The 15483-nt window shown below is 27.6% G+C and carries 15 protein-coding genes; 4 read left to right on the top strand and 11 right to left on the bottom strand.

Annotated features, from left to right (window positions below):
- Positions 1 to 139: 139 nt before the first annotated feature.
- The 3 genes from BABL1_RS03785 to BABL1_RS03775 all read right to left on the bottom strand — a co-directional run bounded on the left by BABL1_RS03785 (position 140) and on the right by BABL1_RS03775 (position 5814).
- Positions 140 to 1852: a hypothetical protein gene (locus BABL1_RS03785; RefSeq protein ID WP_023792617.1), complete on the bottom strand. Its 1713-nt coding sequence runs from the start codon at positions 1850 to 1852 to the stop codon at positions 140 to 142.
- Positions 1853 to 1994: 142 nt separating this feature from the next.
- Entirely contained in the window at positions 1995 to 4733 is a 2739-nt protein-coding gene (gene polA / locus BABL1_RS05270) for a DNA polymerase I (RefSeq protein ID WP_023792614.1), read from the bottom strand.
- A gap of 133 nt (positions 4734 to 4866) precedes the next feature.
- Positions 4867 to 5814 (bottom strand): ankyrin repeat domain-containing protein, encoded by a 948-nt coding sequence (locus BABL1_RS03775; RefSeq protein WP_044601180.1) that lies wholly within the window; start codon positions 5812 to 5814, stop codon positions 4867 to 4869.
- A gap of 190 nt (positions 5815 to 6004) precedes the next feature.
- Here BABL1_RS03775 and BABL1_RS03770 point away from each other — a divergent pair, with 190 nt between their 5' ends.
- Positions 6005 to 6664 (top strand): deoxynucleoside kinase, encoded by a 660-nt coding sequence (locus BABL1_RS03770; RefSeq protein ID WP_023792609.1) that lies wholly within the window; start codon positions 6005 to 6007, stop codon positions 6662 to 6664.
- A gap of 5 nt (positions 6665 to 6669) precedes the next feature.
- Here the strand turns inward: BABL1_RS03770 and BABL1_RS03765 are convergent, their stop codons facing one another.
- The 6 genes from BABL1_RS03765 to BABL1_RS03745 all read right to left on the bottom strand — a co-directional run bounded on the left by BABL1_RS03765 (position 6670) and on the right by BABL1_RS03745 (position 12019).
- Entirely contained in the window at positions 6670 to 8271 is a 1602-nt protein-coding gene (locus tag BABL1_RS03765) for a patatin-like phospholipase domain-containing protein (protein WP_023792606.1), read from the bottom strand.
- A 158-nt stretch (positions 8272 to 8429) separates the two neighbouring features.
- Complete coding sequence (gene tyrS, locus BABL1_RS03760; RefSeq protein WP_023792603.1) at positions 8430 to 9635, bottom strand: tyrosine--tRNA ligase; 1206 nt, start codon at positions 9633 to 9635, stop codon at positions 8430 to 8432.
- 5 nt (positions 9636 to 9640) lie between these two features.
- On the bottom strand, positions 9641 to 10384 hold the full coding sequence (locus tag BABL1_RS03755) for a M50 family peptidase inactivated (protein ID WP_023792601.1): 744 nt from the start codon (positions 10382 to 10384) through the stop codon (positions 9641 to 9643).
- A gap of 125 nt (positions 10385 to 10509) precedes the next feature.
- Entirely contained in the window at positions 10510 to 11424 is a 915-nt protein-coding gene (locus BABL1_RS03750; RefSeq protein ID WP_023792598.1) for a PDDEXK nuclease domain-containing protein, read from the bottom strand.
- On the bottom strand, positions 11397 to 11603 hold the full coding sequence (locus BABL1_RS05545) for a DUF1016 N-terminal domain-containing protein (protein ID WP_023792595.1): 207 nt from the start codon (positions 11601 to 11603) through the stop codon (positions 11397 to 11399). Before BABL1_RS05545 ends, BABL1_RS03750 begins: the two co-directional genes overlap by 28 nt.
- An 80-nt stretch (positions 11604 to 11683) precedes the next feature.
- Positions 11684 to 12019 carry a recombinase family protein gene (locus BABL1_RS03745; RefSeq protein WP_023792593.1) on the bottom strand — a complete coding sequence of 112 codons (336 nt, stop codon included), beginning with the start codon at positions 12017 to 12019 and terminating at the stop codon, positions 11684 to 11686.
- Positions 12020 to 12263: 244 nt separating this feature from the next.
- Between BABL1_RS03745 and BABL1_RS03740 the strand changes: the two genes are divergently transcribed.
- Positions 12264 to 13322, top strand: coding sequence for a hypothetical protein (locus BABL1_RS03740; RefSeq protein ID WP_023792591.1), 1059 nt, complete (start codon positions 12264 to 12266; stop codon positions 13320 to 13322).
- 332 nt (positions 13323 to 13654) lie between these two features.
- Here BABL1_RS03740 and BABL1_RS03735 read toward each other — a convergent pair whose 3' ends face one another.
- Positions 13655 to 13912, bottom strand: coding sequence for a hypothetical protein (locus BABL1_RS03735; protein ID WP_023792589.1), 258 nt, complete (start codon positions 13910 to 13912; stop codon positions 13655 to 13657).
- A gap of 221 nt (positions 13913 to 14133) precedes the next feature.
- Here BABL1_RS03735 and BABL1_RS03730 point away from each other — a divergent pair, with 221 nt between their 5' ends.
- Entirely contained in the window at positions 14134 to 14556 is a 423-nt protein-coding gene (locus BABL1_RS03730) for a hypothetical protein (protein ID WP_023792587.1), read from the top strand.
- Positions 14557 to 14719: 163 nt separating this feature from the next.
- Here the strand turns inward: BABL1_RS03730 and BABL1_RS03725 are convergent, their stop codons facing one another.
- Positions 14720 to 15007, bottom strand: a complete 288-nt coding sequence (locus tag BABL1_RS03725) for a hypothetical protein (protein WP_023792585.1) — start codon at positions 15005 to 15007, stop codon at positions 14720 to 14722.
- Positions 15008 to 15259: 252 nt separating this feature from the next.
- Here BABL1_RS03725 and BABL1_RS05520 point away from each other — a divergent pair, with 252 nt between their 5' ends.
- Complete coding sequence (locus BABL1_RS05520) at positions 15260 to 15400, top strand: hypothetical protein (RefSeq protein WP_171814735.1); 141 nt, start codon at positions 15260 to 15262, stop codon at positions 15398 to 15400.
- Positions 15401 to 15483 lie beyond the last annotated feature (83 nt).

Genomic DNA, 15483 nt, shown 5'->3' with positions numbered 1-15483 from the left:
AAAATTAAATTGCTTATTATTAATTTTATATAAATTTATTTTTATATTATTTAGTATATGCTATTTTATAAAAATTTCAACAATAATTTAAATATATAAAAATATTAACATTTCTATTTTTAACAAACTGAATTAATAATTAATCTTCATAGTCACTATCATCTTCCCAATCAGAATCATCAGGTTCTTCTTCACCAGGTTCTTCTTTTATTTCACCAATTACTTTTTTGAAAATATCAGTAAGATTCCTATTTAGAACTATAGTATTAAAATAATTATTTCTATCTTTAATCTTATAATCTTGCTCTGCGATTTTTTTATATTCTTGCTTTAAATTATTTAACCAAACTTCTATTAAAGGTTTACTTAAAGTTGCATCATGATTTATAGCATTAATTAAATTATGATAAACATCTTCTATAAATTTTAATATGTGTTTTTGAGTAGCTATTTCTTGAGAAAAAGATTCTTCTGCTTTTAAAAGAGCTGAATTTAATTGCGCTTTAATTAAAGGAGTTACAGGACGAATAACATTTAGTTCTTTGTATTTAGCAAGCCAAGCGTCTGTTTCTTTTATATATTTGTTACTTCTATACAGATAGATCCATTTTTCAAAAGTTCTAAGATAATTATCTCTTATATGTTTTATTGACTCGATTTGAGCTTGATAAGATTGTTTATTATCAATATTATTGATTACATTACCTAATAAAAGTATATAAAAATATTCGTCTTTTTGATTATATGGACTTGCAATATAATCTCTTATAATTCTATTAAAGGCGTTTAACCAGTATTTTTGATTAAGTTCATGAATATTTATATTATCATAAGTATTAACAATACTTGTATATATCTTATCTAAATTATCAGTAAACATAAAAATGGGGGATACAATAGATAACGATTTAAGATTTTGATTACGTCTAAATAAAAGAGCATTTTTCTTACCCGATAAAATATTCTTAATACTCTCTCGAGTGGTACCATTAAGTAATAAACCTCTTATATAATCTAATATATATATAATATTAGATTGAGCTACTTCTAAAGATTTGAGCGATAGCTTTATGCTTTTAATATCATTATTTTTCAATAACTCATTAATATAATTTATATCTGATACCATACGAGTTAATTTAGTTTTTAAATCTGATGTATCAAAATTAACCTCTTCAATAACTTGTTCATCTAAAATCTTATTATATTTATTTAATATCTCACCAAGATTATTAATAAATTGCTCTTTTTTTAAAGGATCTGTATCAAAACTATGCTTCAGCTCTTCTATTTGATAATCAATATCTTTAATTAAATCTTTTATATCTTTAAATTTTAAAAATATACCATCCTTAATAGCATTAAAATTTTCTATTGAAGTTTGTTCCTTAATCTCTTCATTTAGTTTATTTAGCTCTTGATTAGAAATACTTTGCAATTCTCTCTCTTGAGCAGAATCAATAGGCTTTAAAAACTCAAAATCAGAATCTTGAGATATCTTTTTATCTATATCTTCTATAGAAGATTTAATTAATTTTTCTAATTGATCTTTTATAACAGGCTTTAATTGACCGGACTTTGATAAAATCTGATCTAATAAACTTCCTGATGGAGGTAATTGATTGGCAGGTTCTTGCGATTTATCTGGTTCTTCATTAGTACCTGTTTGACCTGAAGTTGGTACAAGCTCTACTAAACGATTAAACAAGTTTTTCACAGTAGAAGATAAATTTTGTAAAAAACTTATATCTCCTGATAAGTTGTTTGCATTAGCTGGTCGATCCATAGAAAAAATCGATAAACAATAAAATAGTAAAAAACATAAAAATAAAATAATTCTACTTATAAACATAATAAAAACCCCGATTATAAATATTTACTATTTTATTATAATTTTTTTTAATTTTATAAATCAACAAAAAAAAATTATAATAAAAAAATAAAAAGCCTGAGTATATCGCTCAAGCTTTTTAATAAAATTATGTTAAAGCAAATTATTTAGTTATTTCCTGCCAATTCTTTCCTGTTTTAGTACTTATTGACAAATTAACATTCCAATCAACAACCGATTCTAAAACATCTTTAACCAATTTTGAAACTTTCTCAATATCAGATTTGTTTACTTCTAAGATAAGCTCATCATGAATTTGCAAAATCATTTTAGCATTAAAATTATTTTTTTTAATAGCTTTATCTAGATTTATCATACCTAATTTGACTATTTCAGCAGCAGTACCTTGAACAACTGTATTAATTGCTATACGTTTAGAAAGTTCAAAAATATTTTTATTTTTTTCATTAATGCCTGGGACATATCGACGCCTTTTAAATAACGTCTCTACGTACCCTTTAGATTTAGCATCTTCTATAACAGATTCCATCCACTGGTTTAACTGAACGTATTGGCTCATAAATTTCTTTATGTAATCATTGGCAAGACTATGAGTTATATTAAGCTCTTTAGAAAGCCCATGAGCTGTCAGACCATATAAAATACCAAAATTAATTCTTTTACCTATCTGCCTTTGCTCACTACTGATAGTTTCTTGATCCTGATCAAAAAGTCCTGCTGCTGTTATTGCATGAATATCTTTATCTTTTTCAAATGCATCAAGTAAAACTTTATCTTGAGAAATATAAGCAAGAACACGAAGCTCTATTTGGGAATAATCAGCAGATAAAAATAAGTTATCCTCTTGAGATTTAAAAGCTGATCTAATTAAAAATCCATCAACTGGTATATTTTGCAAATTAGGCTCTGAACTTGATAATCTACCAGTGGTAACTGAAGTTTGGCTAAATGTTGTATGTATTTTATTTGTAAAAGGGTTTACATAATCCAATAAACTTTCTAAATAAGTACTCTTTAATTTAAAAAGTTCTCTATATCTCATAATCATTTTGGGAATATGATGTATCTTTGACAGTTCTTTTAATACTTCATGATCGGTTGAATATGAAGTTCTTTGAGCAGTTTTTTTAATAGCAGGTAACTTTAGATGAATAAACAATAGTTCTTCAAGTTGTTTGGGAGAATTTAAATTAATAGAAGAGTAACTTTCATCAAGCTGTAAAATAATATCTTTATAAAGTTTGTCTATCTCTTGAGTAACTCTTTGATTAATATCTTGAATTACATTCTTATCCAAAATAATACCAGACTTTTCTATATCAACCAAAATATCAATTAATGGAATTTCTAGATTATAAAATATATCTTCCATACCCGCTTTCACAATTTCGGGAGAAAATAAATTATAAAGTTTAAGAGTTTGATGAGCATCAGCTGCAGCATATTCTGTCGCTAATTCTATATCAACATAAGAAAAATCTTTCAGTTTATTTTTTTTAACTACATCATCAAAACTTAGCATAGGCTCATTAAAAAAATAATCAGATAGCTTTTTAAGACCAATTCTAGGATTCTCACTTGCAAGTAAATGTGATAATAAATGAGCAGCAATCATTGTATCAAATACCACACCTCTTAAATTAATTCCTGAAACATAAAACATTAATATATCAAATTTAGCATTATGCAAATATTTTTTAATATTTGGGTCTTCTAAATATGGCTTTAAAGTATTCAATACATATTCTTTTTCAAGTTGCGTTTGCTCTGTTTTATGACCAAATGGTATATAATAAGAACTTCCAACTTCAACAGAAATCGATAATCCTACCATTTCACTTGATAGCACCTGAAAACCGGTGCTTTCTGTATCTAATGCAAAAGCTTTATACTGTTCTATTTTATCACAAACCTCTTTCAAGTCTTGAGTATTAAGAATTGCTTTAAAATTATACTTATCTTTAAGCCTAATATCATTCTTAATCGAATTTTGACTTCCAATATTAGTCAGTTCATCTTTATCAATAGTTTTTAAAAGACTTTTAAAGTTATATTTCCTAAAAAATTCTTGAGCATTAGACCACCTATCTAAACTAAAAGTACAATCTTTTTCGTTGCACTCTATCTGATATTGGCGTAAAATAAACAATTCTTGAGATAAATAAGCATTTTCTTTACCACTTATTAATAGATTTTTAATACGCTCTGATTTAACTTCTTCAATGCCTGAATAAACATCATCAAGAGAATTAAATTTAATTACTATTTCTTTTGCAGTCTTTGGCCCTATACCTTTTACTCCCGGAATATTATCTGAAGAATCTCCAACCAAAGCATAATAAAATGATAACTTAGAAATATTAAATCCATAATCTTCTTCAAAACTATTGATAGTAACTATCTTATCTTTAAATGGATCTAAAATTACAGTCTTATCACTCAAAGACTGGGCCATATCTTTATCTGAAGTTACTAAAACCGAAAAGGTATCTCCATCAAATTTAAATTTCTGAGCAACTGTATGCATTAAATCATCAGCCTCTATACCATGCTGAAATAATTGCTGAAGTCCAATAGAATCAGCAAATTCCATAATTATATCTTTCTGTTGAAATAGATCACTAGGAGGTGCTTGTCTCGTTTCTTTATATTTAGGATAAAGTTCTTTTCTTGCGTTTGAACCATAACTATCCCAAACTAAAAGCATATATTTCGGTTCATATTTATCTATTAACTTTTTTATCATACGACAAAAACCATAGACAGCATTGACAGGAATTTTTTGTTCAAATCTTAATTCAGGAATACTATAATAGGCTCTATATAAAAAAGAAGAACCATCGATAATAAAAAAACTATTTTTCAAATCTTTATCTATCACTTAAACCCTTTAATTTTTAATCAATTTACCATATACTTATAATACTATTATATCACAAAATTAAGATTTGCGCTAATTTTTATTTTCAATAAGATATTAATAAGCTGTAAAAAACAAAATTAAATATAAGTTATTACATAGATATACATTTACCGTTTGATTTCTCTTTTTTAACATCCTTTTTACTATCGTCTTTCTTCTTTTTTTCAATCGTTGCAGTTCCTTTAAAAGAATTTGCTCTTTTAAAGGGAATCCTAATCGATCGACGGTTTGACAAACTGCTTCTTCTTGGCAAAATACCTGATTCTCTTAAATGCTTTTCTGGCAATAATTCTTCTTCAAAAGCTCCAGCTTCACGAAGTATCTCAATCATTTCTGAACATCCATTATCAATAGCTATTTTTAAAGCAGTATTATCTAAAAAATTTTTATTCTCTAGAGATGCTCCACATAGTATTAAAAGATTGACAATAAATTTATTGTTATTCATTACCGCAAGCATTAATGGAGTAAAATGTAAAATATTACAAATATCAGGATTAACACATCTCTGCATCAAATCCTTGGCTTTATCCTCATCACCCACAGCTGATGCAATAAGCAGCTCTCTCTCCATTGAGCTCAAACCACTATTCTTATAAGGATCATCTAAACTGTGCATTATAGAGTCATACATCTTTTTATGATTATCCAATTCTAAAGAAAATTGCTGTTTTAGCTGATTAAGACCATTTTTCTCAATATATTTTTTTAAGAAAAATCTCAAAAGGGTCGATGAAGTTATAGGATTGAATGAATCAGCATCAACAAAATTAAAAACAATTTTAACCAAACTTTCATTCTCTATTATAGACTTAAAATTTTTGCATACTAATTTTAGAGCAAAATATTGCTTTATATTTTTTAAACTTAAATTTATATCATTTAAATAGCTTTTTTGTTTATTAACAGTGAAAAATATAATATTTGATAAAATATCCTCGCCCAAGGCCATAAATTTTATTTCTTTCTCCATAGAAAATAAGTTAATACAGATCGAAGCAGTAAATAATAATATAATTTGAGTTATATATCTTAACATCATAAACCCCCAATTAATAAAATTAAATTTAATAATTAATATATTATAAAATATACTTGATTCTATTAAAGAATTAGTTTTCACTATTAACAAAATTTAAAGGTAATAATATAAAGCTGTTTATAAATAAAAATAAATTAGGTATAATTATTATCTTAAGTTAAATGTACAATCATAAAGCAGCAGAACAATGTATATTATAGAAGGCAATATCGGAGCCGGAAAAACTACGTTTTTAAGATTAATCAGCCAAATTTTACCAGAAATTAACCCTTGTTTTGAACCAAAGACGTGGCGTAATGAAGTGGTAGGAGAATCATTATTAAATAATTTTTACCAAAACCCAAAACGCTGGGCCTATACCATGGAAATTTTTGCAATGACCTCCAGAGCTGTAGAAAGTATTAAAGAACAAAGTAAAACAACTTATAAAATAAAAATCTCTGAAAGATCTATCTATTCAGGGCACTATTGTTTTGCGATTAACGGACAAGAAAACGGTTACTTTACCTTACTTGAATGGCAGATATATCTAAATTGGTTTAATTTTATTGCTACTAAAAAAAATCAACTACCAAAAGGATTTATATACTTAAAAGTAGATCCTGAAAAAGCTCTTGAAAGAGTAAAAAAAAGAAATCGCTCATCAGAAACAGAGATAAGTCTAGAATATTTAAAACAAATTGATAATGCTCATGAAACTTTTTTAATAAATAAAATAGGCGTTATTGAAGAGTTAAAAAGCATACCAGTATTAACAATCGATTGTAATCTAGAATTTGAATCTGACAAAGAAATAATGCAGAAATATGCAAAAACAATTAAAGAGTTTATATTAAAATCTATCTAATAAAATTAATTTATAATTAATTTATTATCCAAAAATGTTTCTATTAAATTTACAATTTCACTTGAATATGAAATTAAATTATATTGATTCAGTCCTAAAAGTTCATCAAATTGATATGTTTTATACTTTAAATTAAATGTAGAACAATATCCATTTTGTATAGAATCTTCAGGATCAAAATTAACACAATATGCACTATTTTTAATAAGCGGCATATAAATAATTATAGGTATATCTGCATTTAAGTCTTTAAAAATATTTATTTTACCAATATTAGAATAATCAATATCAGGTAACTTAACACCATTATCCTTTGCATAAATTTCCGCTTTTTTTAATTCAACAGCACTTTTAACATTAGTCGAATAGTCAAAAATTATCATAATATCGATCTTACGATTCTTTCTAATTAAAGGTGCTATTGGTAAATTACATGCCAAACCTGCATCTAATAAAGTAATACGTTTATAATTTTTTAAATTATGTTTATCAAGGCTATAAGCAAAATTAGAAACTTTGGCAGGTGAAAGTCTAAATTTATGTAATTTATCATTATTAATAGTCAAAAGATCTAATGTTTTTGATAAAGCAGTAGAGATACTATCTCTGTAGTTTTCAAGCAGCTCTTTAACACTAACTGTAAAAGCTGATCCCCATATACCCATCAGATAATCAAGACCTAACTCTAAAGAATAATCAGTCGATACTCCATTGATAAATTTTCTACCAAAAGACCAAGAGGGTATAAAGGTATTACTTTCGATAAAGCCTATTTCATAAGGATTATATTCAACCCATTCATAGCGATTATTAGTATCTATATCTCCAACAATAGAAGTACATATTGGCATAGGCATTTGGCCATCATCGATTTTATTTCTAAAGTCAGAAAATTTTGGCATATCGCTCTTTACTAATCTGGTAAGAATATTATACTGTTCTTGATAATTTAAGTATCTGAACCAACCTTTATTTAAATCGCTAAATAAAGTTTCTGCCAATAAAACTCCCCAAATGCCTACCATATTACAATTTTGACCATAAAATAATTTATATAGACTATTTTCAAGCATAAACTTAATACTTACGCTCAAATATAAGGGTTTAGAAACTTGCTCTTTAACAAGTCTTATATTATCAAATAGATCCAAATTATGACCATAAATTGAAGATATAGCCCAAGTTGAACCTGACAAGGCAGAAATATAAGTAACCGTATCTAACAAACCAGATAATTTAAGACCTGCTAAAGCTCCTAAAGTTGATATCATTGCCCTATAACCTCCGCCGCTAAAACATAATGCTATACGAGGAACTTGATTATTATTTAATTTTACCGAAATTAAATTTTCAATAGCAGATTTTACCTTAATATCTCTGTTTTTTAAAAAATTTAATTCTTGATTAGATAATTCGGTAGATATTCTGACTCTTGCTTGTGTGGAGTTATAAACATTTGTACCTTCAGTTTTAATAATATCTTTTAATAAACTATAAAAAGACCATCCACCTATTATTCTGTATTTTTTCTCTTTATTATCTAGATTATTTTCAGAAAACAAAAAATTAAATATTATTAAAATATAAAAAAATATTAATCTTTTCATAAATAAAATTTAAACATAAGACAATTAAGGTTAAACAAATTATTATAAATTATATTTCCCTAAGTCAATATTAAATATATAAACAAAATAGTCCCACTACAAACAATGGAACTATTTAATTAATTTTTTTAAGATTTTAAAGATAAAATATTTAGAATTTATTTTTTATCTAATTTATAAAAACGATGTTTACCAACTTTTAAAATCTGACCTGGTTCAATTTTTATTTGTGCTTTAAAATCAGTTATTTTTTGATTATCAAGTGAAATTCCGCCCTGTAATATTAATTGCCGTGCTTCACTTGAAGTATTAACAGCCTTAAGATGCTTTAAAAGATCTACAATCCAAATTTCTTTACCAAAAAATTCAGTACAATCAAAACTGTTTACTTGATCATAATTTTTATTTTGAAAAAGATCTTCAAAAGTTTTTTGAGCTAAGTCTGCCTCATCTTTAGACCAAAACCTTGAAACTATGTCATAAGCCATAGCCTTTTTAAGATCCATAGGATGAAATTTTGACTCAGCAACATCTAATTTCATCTGATTAATCTCATCCTGAGTTTTATGAAGCAAAACCGAATAGTAACGCCACATTAATTCATCAGAAATAGACATTAATTTTCCATAAGCATTTTCAGCTGTTTCAGTAAGACCTATAGTATTATTAAGAGATTTAGACATCTTATTATGACCATCAAGTCCTTCTAAAATAGGTAGAGTAATAATTACTTGAGGCTCTTGACCATACTGTTCTTGCAAAAATCTTCCCATTAACATATTAAAAGTCTGATCAGTACCACCTAATTCAATATCTGAAAATAAAGCTACTGAATCATATCCCTGAAATAATGGATATAAAAGTTCATGAAAACTAATAGGCTGATGCTTTTCTATTCTATTTTTAAAATCTTCACGTTCTATAAGTCTTGATAAAGTAACTTTAGAACATAAGGTCACCATATCTCTTGCATTTAAATTATTAAGCCAATCAGCATTATAACATATTTTAAGTTTATTAGGATCTAATACTCTTGTAACTTGCTCAAAATAAGTTTTAGTATTTGACTCAATCTGTTGAACTGTTAAAGGAGGTCTAGTTTTTGAACGACCTGTAGGATCTCCTATTTGGGCAGTAAAATTACCAATTAAAAACAAAATATCATAACCCAAATCTTGAAATTGTCTTAACTTAGAAAGTACTACTGCATGACCAAGATGAAGATCGGGAGAAGTAGGATCAGCGCCAAACTTAATTTTTAAAGTCTTTCCGGATTCTAATTTCTTAATAAAATCTTCTTCAGGTATAATTTGCTCAGTACCTGCCTTAATTTTTTCAAGTTTTTCCACTATATCGTTTTTCATTAAATTTATACTCCAAGTAGTGATCTTATTAGTACTATAATTGATGATAATTTATAAGAACATAATATTATAATCTGTAATATAAAAACACGCAATGCACTACCAAACAATATCATTAACAACAATGGTGCAAAAATCATAAGTAAATCTTGATATTCAGAATAATTAGATACTTGACCAAATCTTGAATTAGTATCCTTTAAAGCAAAAATATACTTAAATATATTTACTATAAAACTGTAAAAAGCAATAAAGACATTAAAACAAATAAAGGATGTCAATAAAAATAAGCAAACTATATTAAAGCTTGAGCCACCGTTCATAGCATGGTGCGCCCACCTAAGAGATATATCTTGACTGGTTAATATTTTAACCAAAAACAATTCTGATAAATATGCACCATATAATAAAGTTGATAAGCTTAAAGCTATTGCGGAAAATAAAATACTTGAAATAAATGGAGTCGCATAAAAGATAAATAACTTATACTTTGTGCCTATTTTACTCGATAAATTTATCGGTATAGAAGTTGGCAATGCTATACCAAATATCAACATAAATATAAAATTTAAAGAGCTTAAGTATAAAAGTGGATCGAATTTCATATAACCAGTATCTTTTGCTGTACTATCGCCTAATTTGTTAGCAACAAAGGCTTGTACTATACCGTTAAGATTAACGGTAAAAAAGTAACTTATTATGAATATAGTAAAAGAAAAAAGCAATTGAGCTGTATTTGTATTAATCATAAATCTCATTAAAAAATAATAAATATAATAAAAAGTTTTTATTTATAGTTTAAATAATATTTGATATTTAATCAAATGCACCCAATTTACTAATCTTTTAACGGAACAATAATTAATAATAAATTTTAGAATTTGGACTTTAACTCATTGATTATTTCTGTTTTTTCTAACTCTGCTTCAATTTCTTCAATCGTAGGCAAACTACTTTTTAGCTCTTTAGGTAAATTTTTGATAATTTCTGTTTCATATTCTGCAATGCCAATTGGTTTTTTTATATCACGTAATGCATATTCTGCAGTGAAATTCTTTTTAGATTTACATAACAACAAACCAATTGTTGATTTATCAGTTTCATCGCGTAACAAATCATCACAAGCAGATAAATAGAAATTTAATTGTCCAACATCACGTGGATCGAATTTTCGTGCTTTGAGTTCAACTACTACATAGCATTTTAGTTTTGTATGATAAAAAAGAAGATCTATATAGTAATCTTCTTCATCAATTTCTAAATGATATTGTCTTCCGACTAAGGCAAAACCTTTACCCATCTCCAATAGAAGTTTTTGCACATGGTCTATCAAGCCCTGCTCTAAATCTTGTTCTAAATGTTCTTCTTGTAAGGTTAAGAAATCAAAGATATATGGATCTTTAAAAGCTTGTTGTGCTATATCTGTTTGTGAAGTTGGAAGTGTCTTAGAAAAATTGGTTATTGCTTTTCCTTCTCTGTTATATAAATCTGTTTTAATTTTAATTTCTAAAGTAGTTCTGCTCCATCCGCACTCAATAGTCTTTTGGGCATACCAGAGACGTTCTTTATTATTCTTTATTTTCTCTAATAAAATAGCATTATGACCCCAAGGAATGTTAAAGATTGGTAGGTTATCCAATTGTGCCACAGCTTGTGGCACTTTTTGATAAGCTAGATAAAAGGCTCTCATTCTAAATACGTTACGTTTGGAAAAACCACCCATACCTGGGAAAGAACTCTGTAAATCATTTGCTAATTGTTCTATAACTTTAGTTCCCCAATGTACCAATAAAGTTTTAGCAATTCTTTGTTTACTGATAATATAGATTTTGCTTGAGCTTCTTTAATACGATTTCTAATATACTTTAAGGTTTGAGCATATTCTTTTAAAAGTAAAGCTTTTGAAATTTCTTTTTTAGATGATATAATATGACATATAAGTCTCCTATAACTTTTGGTGGATGACATATTTTTGCTCTGTTAAGGATTGCAATCTGAACAGAGCATTTTTTTGACTTCTATAATTATAGCACTTTGTTAATTGTTATTTAATCATGATAATAAACTTCATGTTTATTAGTGCTACTCAATATTCTATGAACAGATGCGTGATTGAATTTAGCATTATTCCTGTTTAATAAATTGTGTTCATTTAAGTACTTTGCTATTTTTCTTATTGACAAACCTGCATTCTTTAGTTCTTTCATTTTGTTTAATATTGCTTGTTCTAGCTTATTCGGAAGGACATGTTGATTGTCGGAGGTAAGTTGAAATCCAAATGGTATATGGCCAACTCTTTTACCCTGCAGTTTTTTCGCATGCAATGCTGCTTTAGTTCTTTCGCCAATTCTTAATTTCTCGAATTGGGAAAATTGATCGATCATTCCCCTGTACCGTGACAATTTTTAAAATATAACATACTCAGAGAATTCATCAAGAATTCTCTTGATCACTCTATCCTACGCTGCAATCCTGGGAATCAGGAAAACGGACTCCTTCTCATAGTGCATTAAGATTACTTGAAATAATAGATAAAAATATTTATAGGCCCCTATAATTTGCTATAAATTCCTAATGTTGGATAGGGTAAAATTATCTTAAATTTAACTTTAAAAATTAAGGTGTTTTATGCCACAAGTTATTAATGAACCCTCATTAGGAGGTAATATAGGAGCTGGATTAGGATCTGGTTTAAACCAAGGATTACAATCCCTGGTACAAAATCTTATTACCAATAAACAGCAACAACAACAAAGACAAAATACTATATCAGGTTTACAAGCATTAGGAATATCGCCACAAGATGCTTCACAGTTACAAGGTCTTCCTGAATCTTTGCAGTCTATTGTACTTAAAAATTATCTTGGATCTGCTGGAAATACAGGATTAGATCAAGTATTATCTGCTATTAGAGGTGAGCCTGTTGCATCACAAGGAGCAACTTTAAGTAATTTATTGGGAATATTTCCACAACAAGAACCTCAATCCTCTGAATTAGCAAACCTATTGGGAGGTGTGCCTCAACAACAAAATATATCCTCAGAAACTCCTGATTTGGCACCAATACCATTACCACCTGGAAAAACTCTACAGGAGGCTTTAAGAAATCCTAGAATCACTCCAGATCAAAGATTAAAAATAGAAAAAATGATTCAGCAACGTGAACAACATTCAGAAAAACAATCTTTAGCGGAAAGAAAATTTAATGCTGAACAGGAACGTATAAGATCTCATGATTCAAGGGTTGAACAAGCTAAAATAGATAAAGAAACATTACCTATTTACCAGGAAAATATTAAATTAGCTAAAAATGCTGACGAAAATAATAAGAGATTAGATCGAATGGAGAAAATACTTGCTAAAGGCAATTTAGGAACACCTATCTTTAATGCTACAATAAAGAAGTTATCTAAAGGCATATTTGGTTTTGGTATAGATTTATCATCTTTGATGACAGCAGATGCGCAAGAATTTGAAAAGCTTAGTGCACAATTTGCAAGCGGCGCCAAAGAAGTTTTTCCTGGTAGAGTTACTAATTTAGATCTTGAATCTTATATGAAACAAATACCTAATTTATCTCAGAGCGCAGCTGGAATTCAACGTATAATTAATTCTATGAGAACAGCTAATAAAGCAGCACTTTTAAGAAAAGATACAATGATTCAACTAATTAATGTTTCAAGGTAAATTTTTGAGTGGATCATTTAGATACTGATTTTCTCAACCTTATAGTTGTTTACATATTGTCTTTATGATTATTGTTACAACAACAACAGCAAAGTTCTCTAATAATCCATCTTAATATTACAAATATTAATACTGGCGGAAAAAGCAAACAACATATGACTTTAACCGCCAGCCATAAAATATGAAATATGGTGATTAGAGCCATATTTATATATGTTATAATATTATTTATAATAATTGTGTTGTCTTGTTTTTTTTCCATTTGTCCCCTTATTAGAAAATATACACCAACAACTATTAGCACTTGAATAGGCGCATATTTAGGAAATCAGTTATTTAAGTAGATTTCTTCTAATAATTTTTGTTACCACATAAGTTATGATACCTGCTTGAATGGCCCAAATACATGATTTTATTATTTCTCCTGTAATAGCTCCAATTAATGTTTCTATTGTATGCATCGTTTGTGGGCTCAGTGAATTTAAAAACTCTGAGCCCAAATATAAAGCTATAGCTGCATATATCACTACACTCAAAATAATATATTGTTTTTTAGTCATAAAACCATAATATTTTTTTTCTGTTTCCATTTATCCCCCTAAATGAATTTGATTGTACTAATTAGTATAATACTTAAAATAGGCTAGCACAAAAGCCTAGGGGTTTACTTCTTTCCCTTTCACATATTGTCTTTATGATTATTATTGCAACAACAACATCGAAGTTCTCTAATAATCCATCGTAGTATAAAAAATATCCATACTGGTGAGAAAAGAAGACAGCATATGGCTTTGACAAGCTGCCACAAAATATGAAATATAGTGACCAGAGCTATCTTGATATATGTTATAATATTATTTATCATATATTTAATCAAAAAGCATCCGCTACAATGTCACTTGAAGATGTTTGGAATGCTAAACAAATATTATCACAACCAAATGTTAGTAATCTAAAAGGTATAAAAAATTATTTACCTCATTTAGATAAAGCATTAGAATCTGCTTATAAGTCAAATACACAATTTGCACAGGAAGTAAGTGAATTTACTGATTTAAGTAATGCATTAAAGACAACTAATATAGCCTATGATTTTGCTAAAAAGTATTTAGGTAAAATTAATGTAAGAAATCCATTAACATATGCGCTTCTGGGATTAACTGCATCTGGAACAGGATTGCCAAAAATAAAATTGGGCGCTGCTTTAGCTGGTGCAACATTACCTTACCTTTAGGTGAAGCAAATAGGGTTTTACAAATAGCTATAAAATCACCTACTTTTAGAAAATATTATGGAAGTTATATAAGTAGTGCTCTTTCAGGTAATGTTAAGCAAGCACAAACTGCTGTGAGAAATTTAGATAAAATAATTACTTATGAAGAAAATAAACAGAGGGATTAATCCCTCTGTTTATTATTTAATTTAGATTCTAATACTATAATTCTATTTTCCAATTCTTCTATAGCATATTCAAGATCATCTTTATCACTAATTAATTTTTCTTGTTTGTCATCTAAATCTTTAATAGTAACATTAATACTCCACAAGCTTAATAAATAGAACCAATGTCTTGCTATATGGTTACATATCTTATTAATTGTATTACTATCATAATTATATAAAAATATAAGAATAAGTATTGCTATTACAGAATATTTCACCCAAATATGATATTTTTTTTCCATTTGTCCCCCTAAATGAATGTGATTATATTAATTAGTATAATACCTAAAATACGCTAGCACAAAAGCCTAGGGGGTTTACTTCTTTATCTTTATAACTATTATTTAGTCACTAGTCTAAAGTTGGTTAAATTTTTAAGTATTAATTCATTTGAGTCTGTAATAATCTAATATTTAAAGGGGTCGATAAATTAGACCCCTCTTACCTAAGCTGGTGCAACATTACCTTTAAGTGAAGCAAATAGGGTTCTACAAATGGCTATAAAATCACCTGCTTTTAGAAAGTACTATGGGAGTTATATAACACATGCCTTGATGGGTAATGCTAAGCAAGCACAAACCGCTGTAAGAAATTTAGATAAGGTAATTACTCATGAAGTAAAGAAATTAGATTAGTATTGATGTTCCAAAGCCGAGCGTTAAAGCTTAAGGCTTTGGTTGTTAATAATTTTATATATAAGAGGCTATTTAGTAGACGA

It is taken from the genome of Candidatus Babela massiliensis (assembly GCF_000513475.1).
Classification (GTDB): Bacteria; Babelota; Babeliae; order Babelales; family Babelaceae; genus Babela; species Babela massiliensis.
Note: the sequence above shows the minus strand (reverse complement) of the source record. Positions and strands in the feature narration are given on the sequence as shown.

Bases quoted from the DNA above. Each gene is read 5' to 3' on its own strand.
- tyrS (WP_023792603.1), bottom strand. From the start codon at position 9,635: ATGAAAAACGATATAGTGGAAAAACTTGAAAAAATTAAGGCAGGTACT.
- BABL1_RS05545 (WP_023792595.1), bottom strand. From the start codon at position 11,603: ATGTCATCCACCAAAAGTTATAGGAGACTTATATGTCATATTATATCA.
- BABL1_RS03735 (WP_023792589.1), bottom strand. From the start codon at position 13,912: ATGGAAACAGAAAAAAAATATTATGGTTTTATGACTAAAAAACAATAT.
- BABL1_RS03725 (WP_023792585.1), bottom strand. From the start codon at position 15,007: ATGGAAAAAAAATATCATATTTGGGTGAAATATTCTGTAATAGCAATA.
- BABL1_RS03755 (WP_023792601.1), bottom strand. From the start codon at position 10,384: ATGATTAATACAAATACAGCTCAATTGCTTTTTTCTTTTACTATATTC.
- BABL1_RS03745 (WP_023792593.1), bottom strand. From the start codon at position 12,019: ATGATCGATCAATTTTCCCAATTCGAGAAATTAAGAATTGGCGAAAGA.
- BABL1_RS03765 (WP_023792606.1), bottom strand. From the start codon at position 8,271: ATGAAAAGATTAATATTTTTTTATATTTTAATAATATTTAATTTTTTG.
- BABL1_RS03775 (WP_044601180.1), bottom strand. From the start codon at position 5,814: ATGTTAAGATATATAACTCAAATTATATTATTATTTACTGCTTCGATC.
- BABL1_RS03740 (WP_023792591.1), top strand. From the start codon at position 12,264: ATGCCACAAGTTATTAATGAACCCTCATTAGGAGGTAATATAGGAGCT.
- BABL1_RS03730 (WP_023792587.1), top strand. From the start codon at position 14,134: ATGAAATATAGTGACCAGAGCTATCTTGATATATGTTATAATATTATT.
- BABL1_RS03785 (WP_023792617.1), bottom strand. From the start codon at position 1,852: ATGTTTATAAGTAGAATTATTTTATTTTTATGTTTTTTACTATTTTAT.
- BABL1_RS05520 (WP_171814735.1), top strand. From the start codon at position 15,260: ATGGCTATAAAATCACCTGCTTTTAGAAAGTACTATGGGAGTTATATA.
- BABL1_RS03770 (WP_023792609.1), top strand. From the start codon at position 6,005: ATGTATATTATAGAAGGCAATATCGGAGCCGGAAAAACTACGTTTTTA.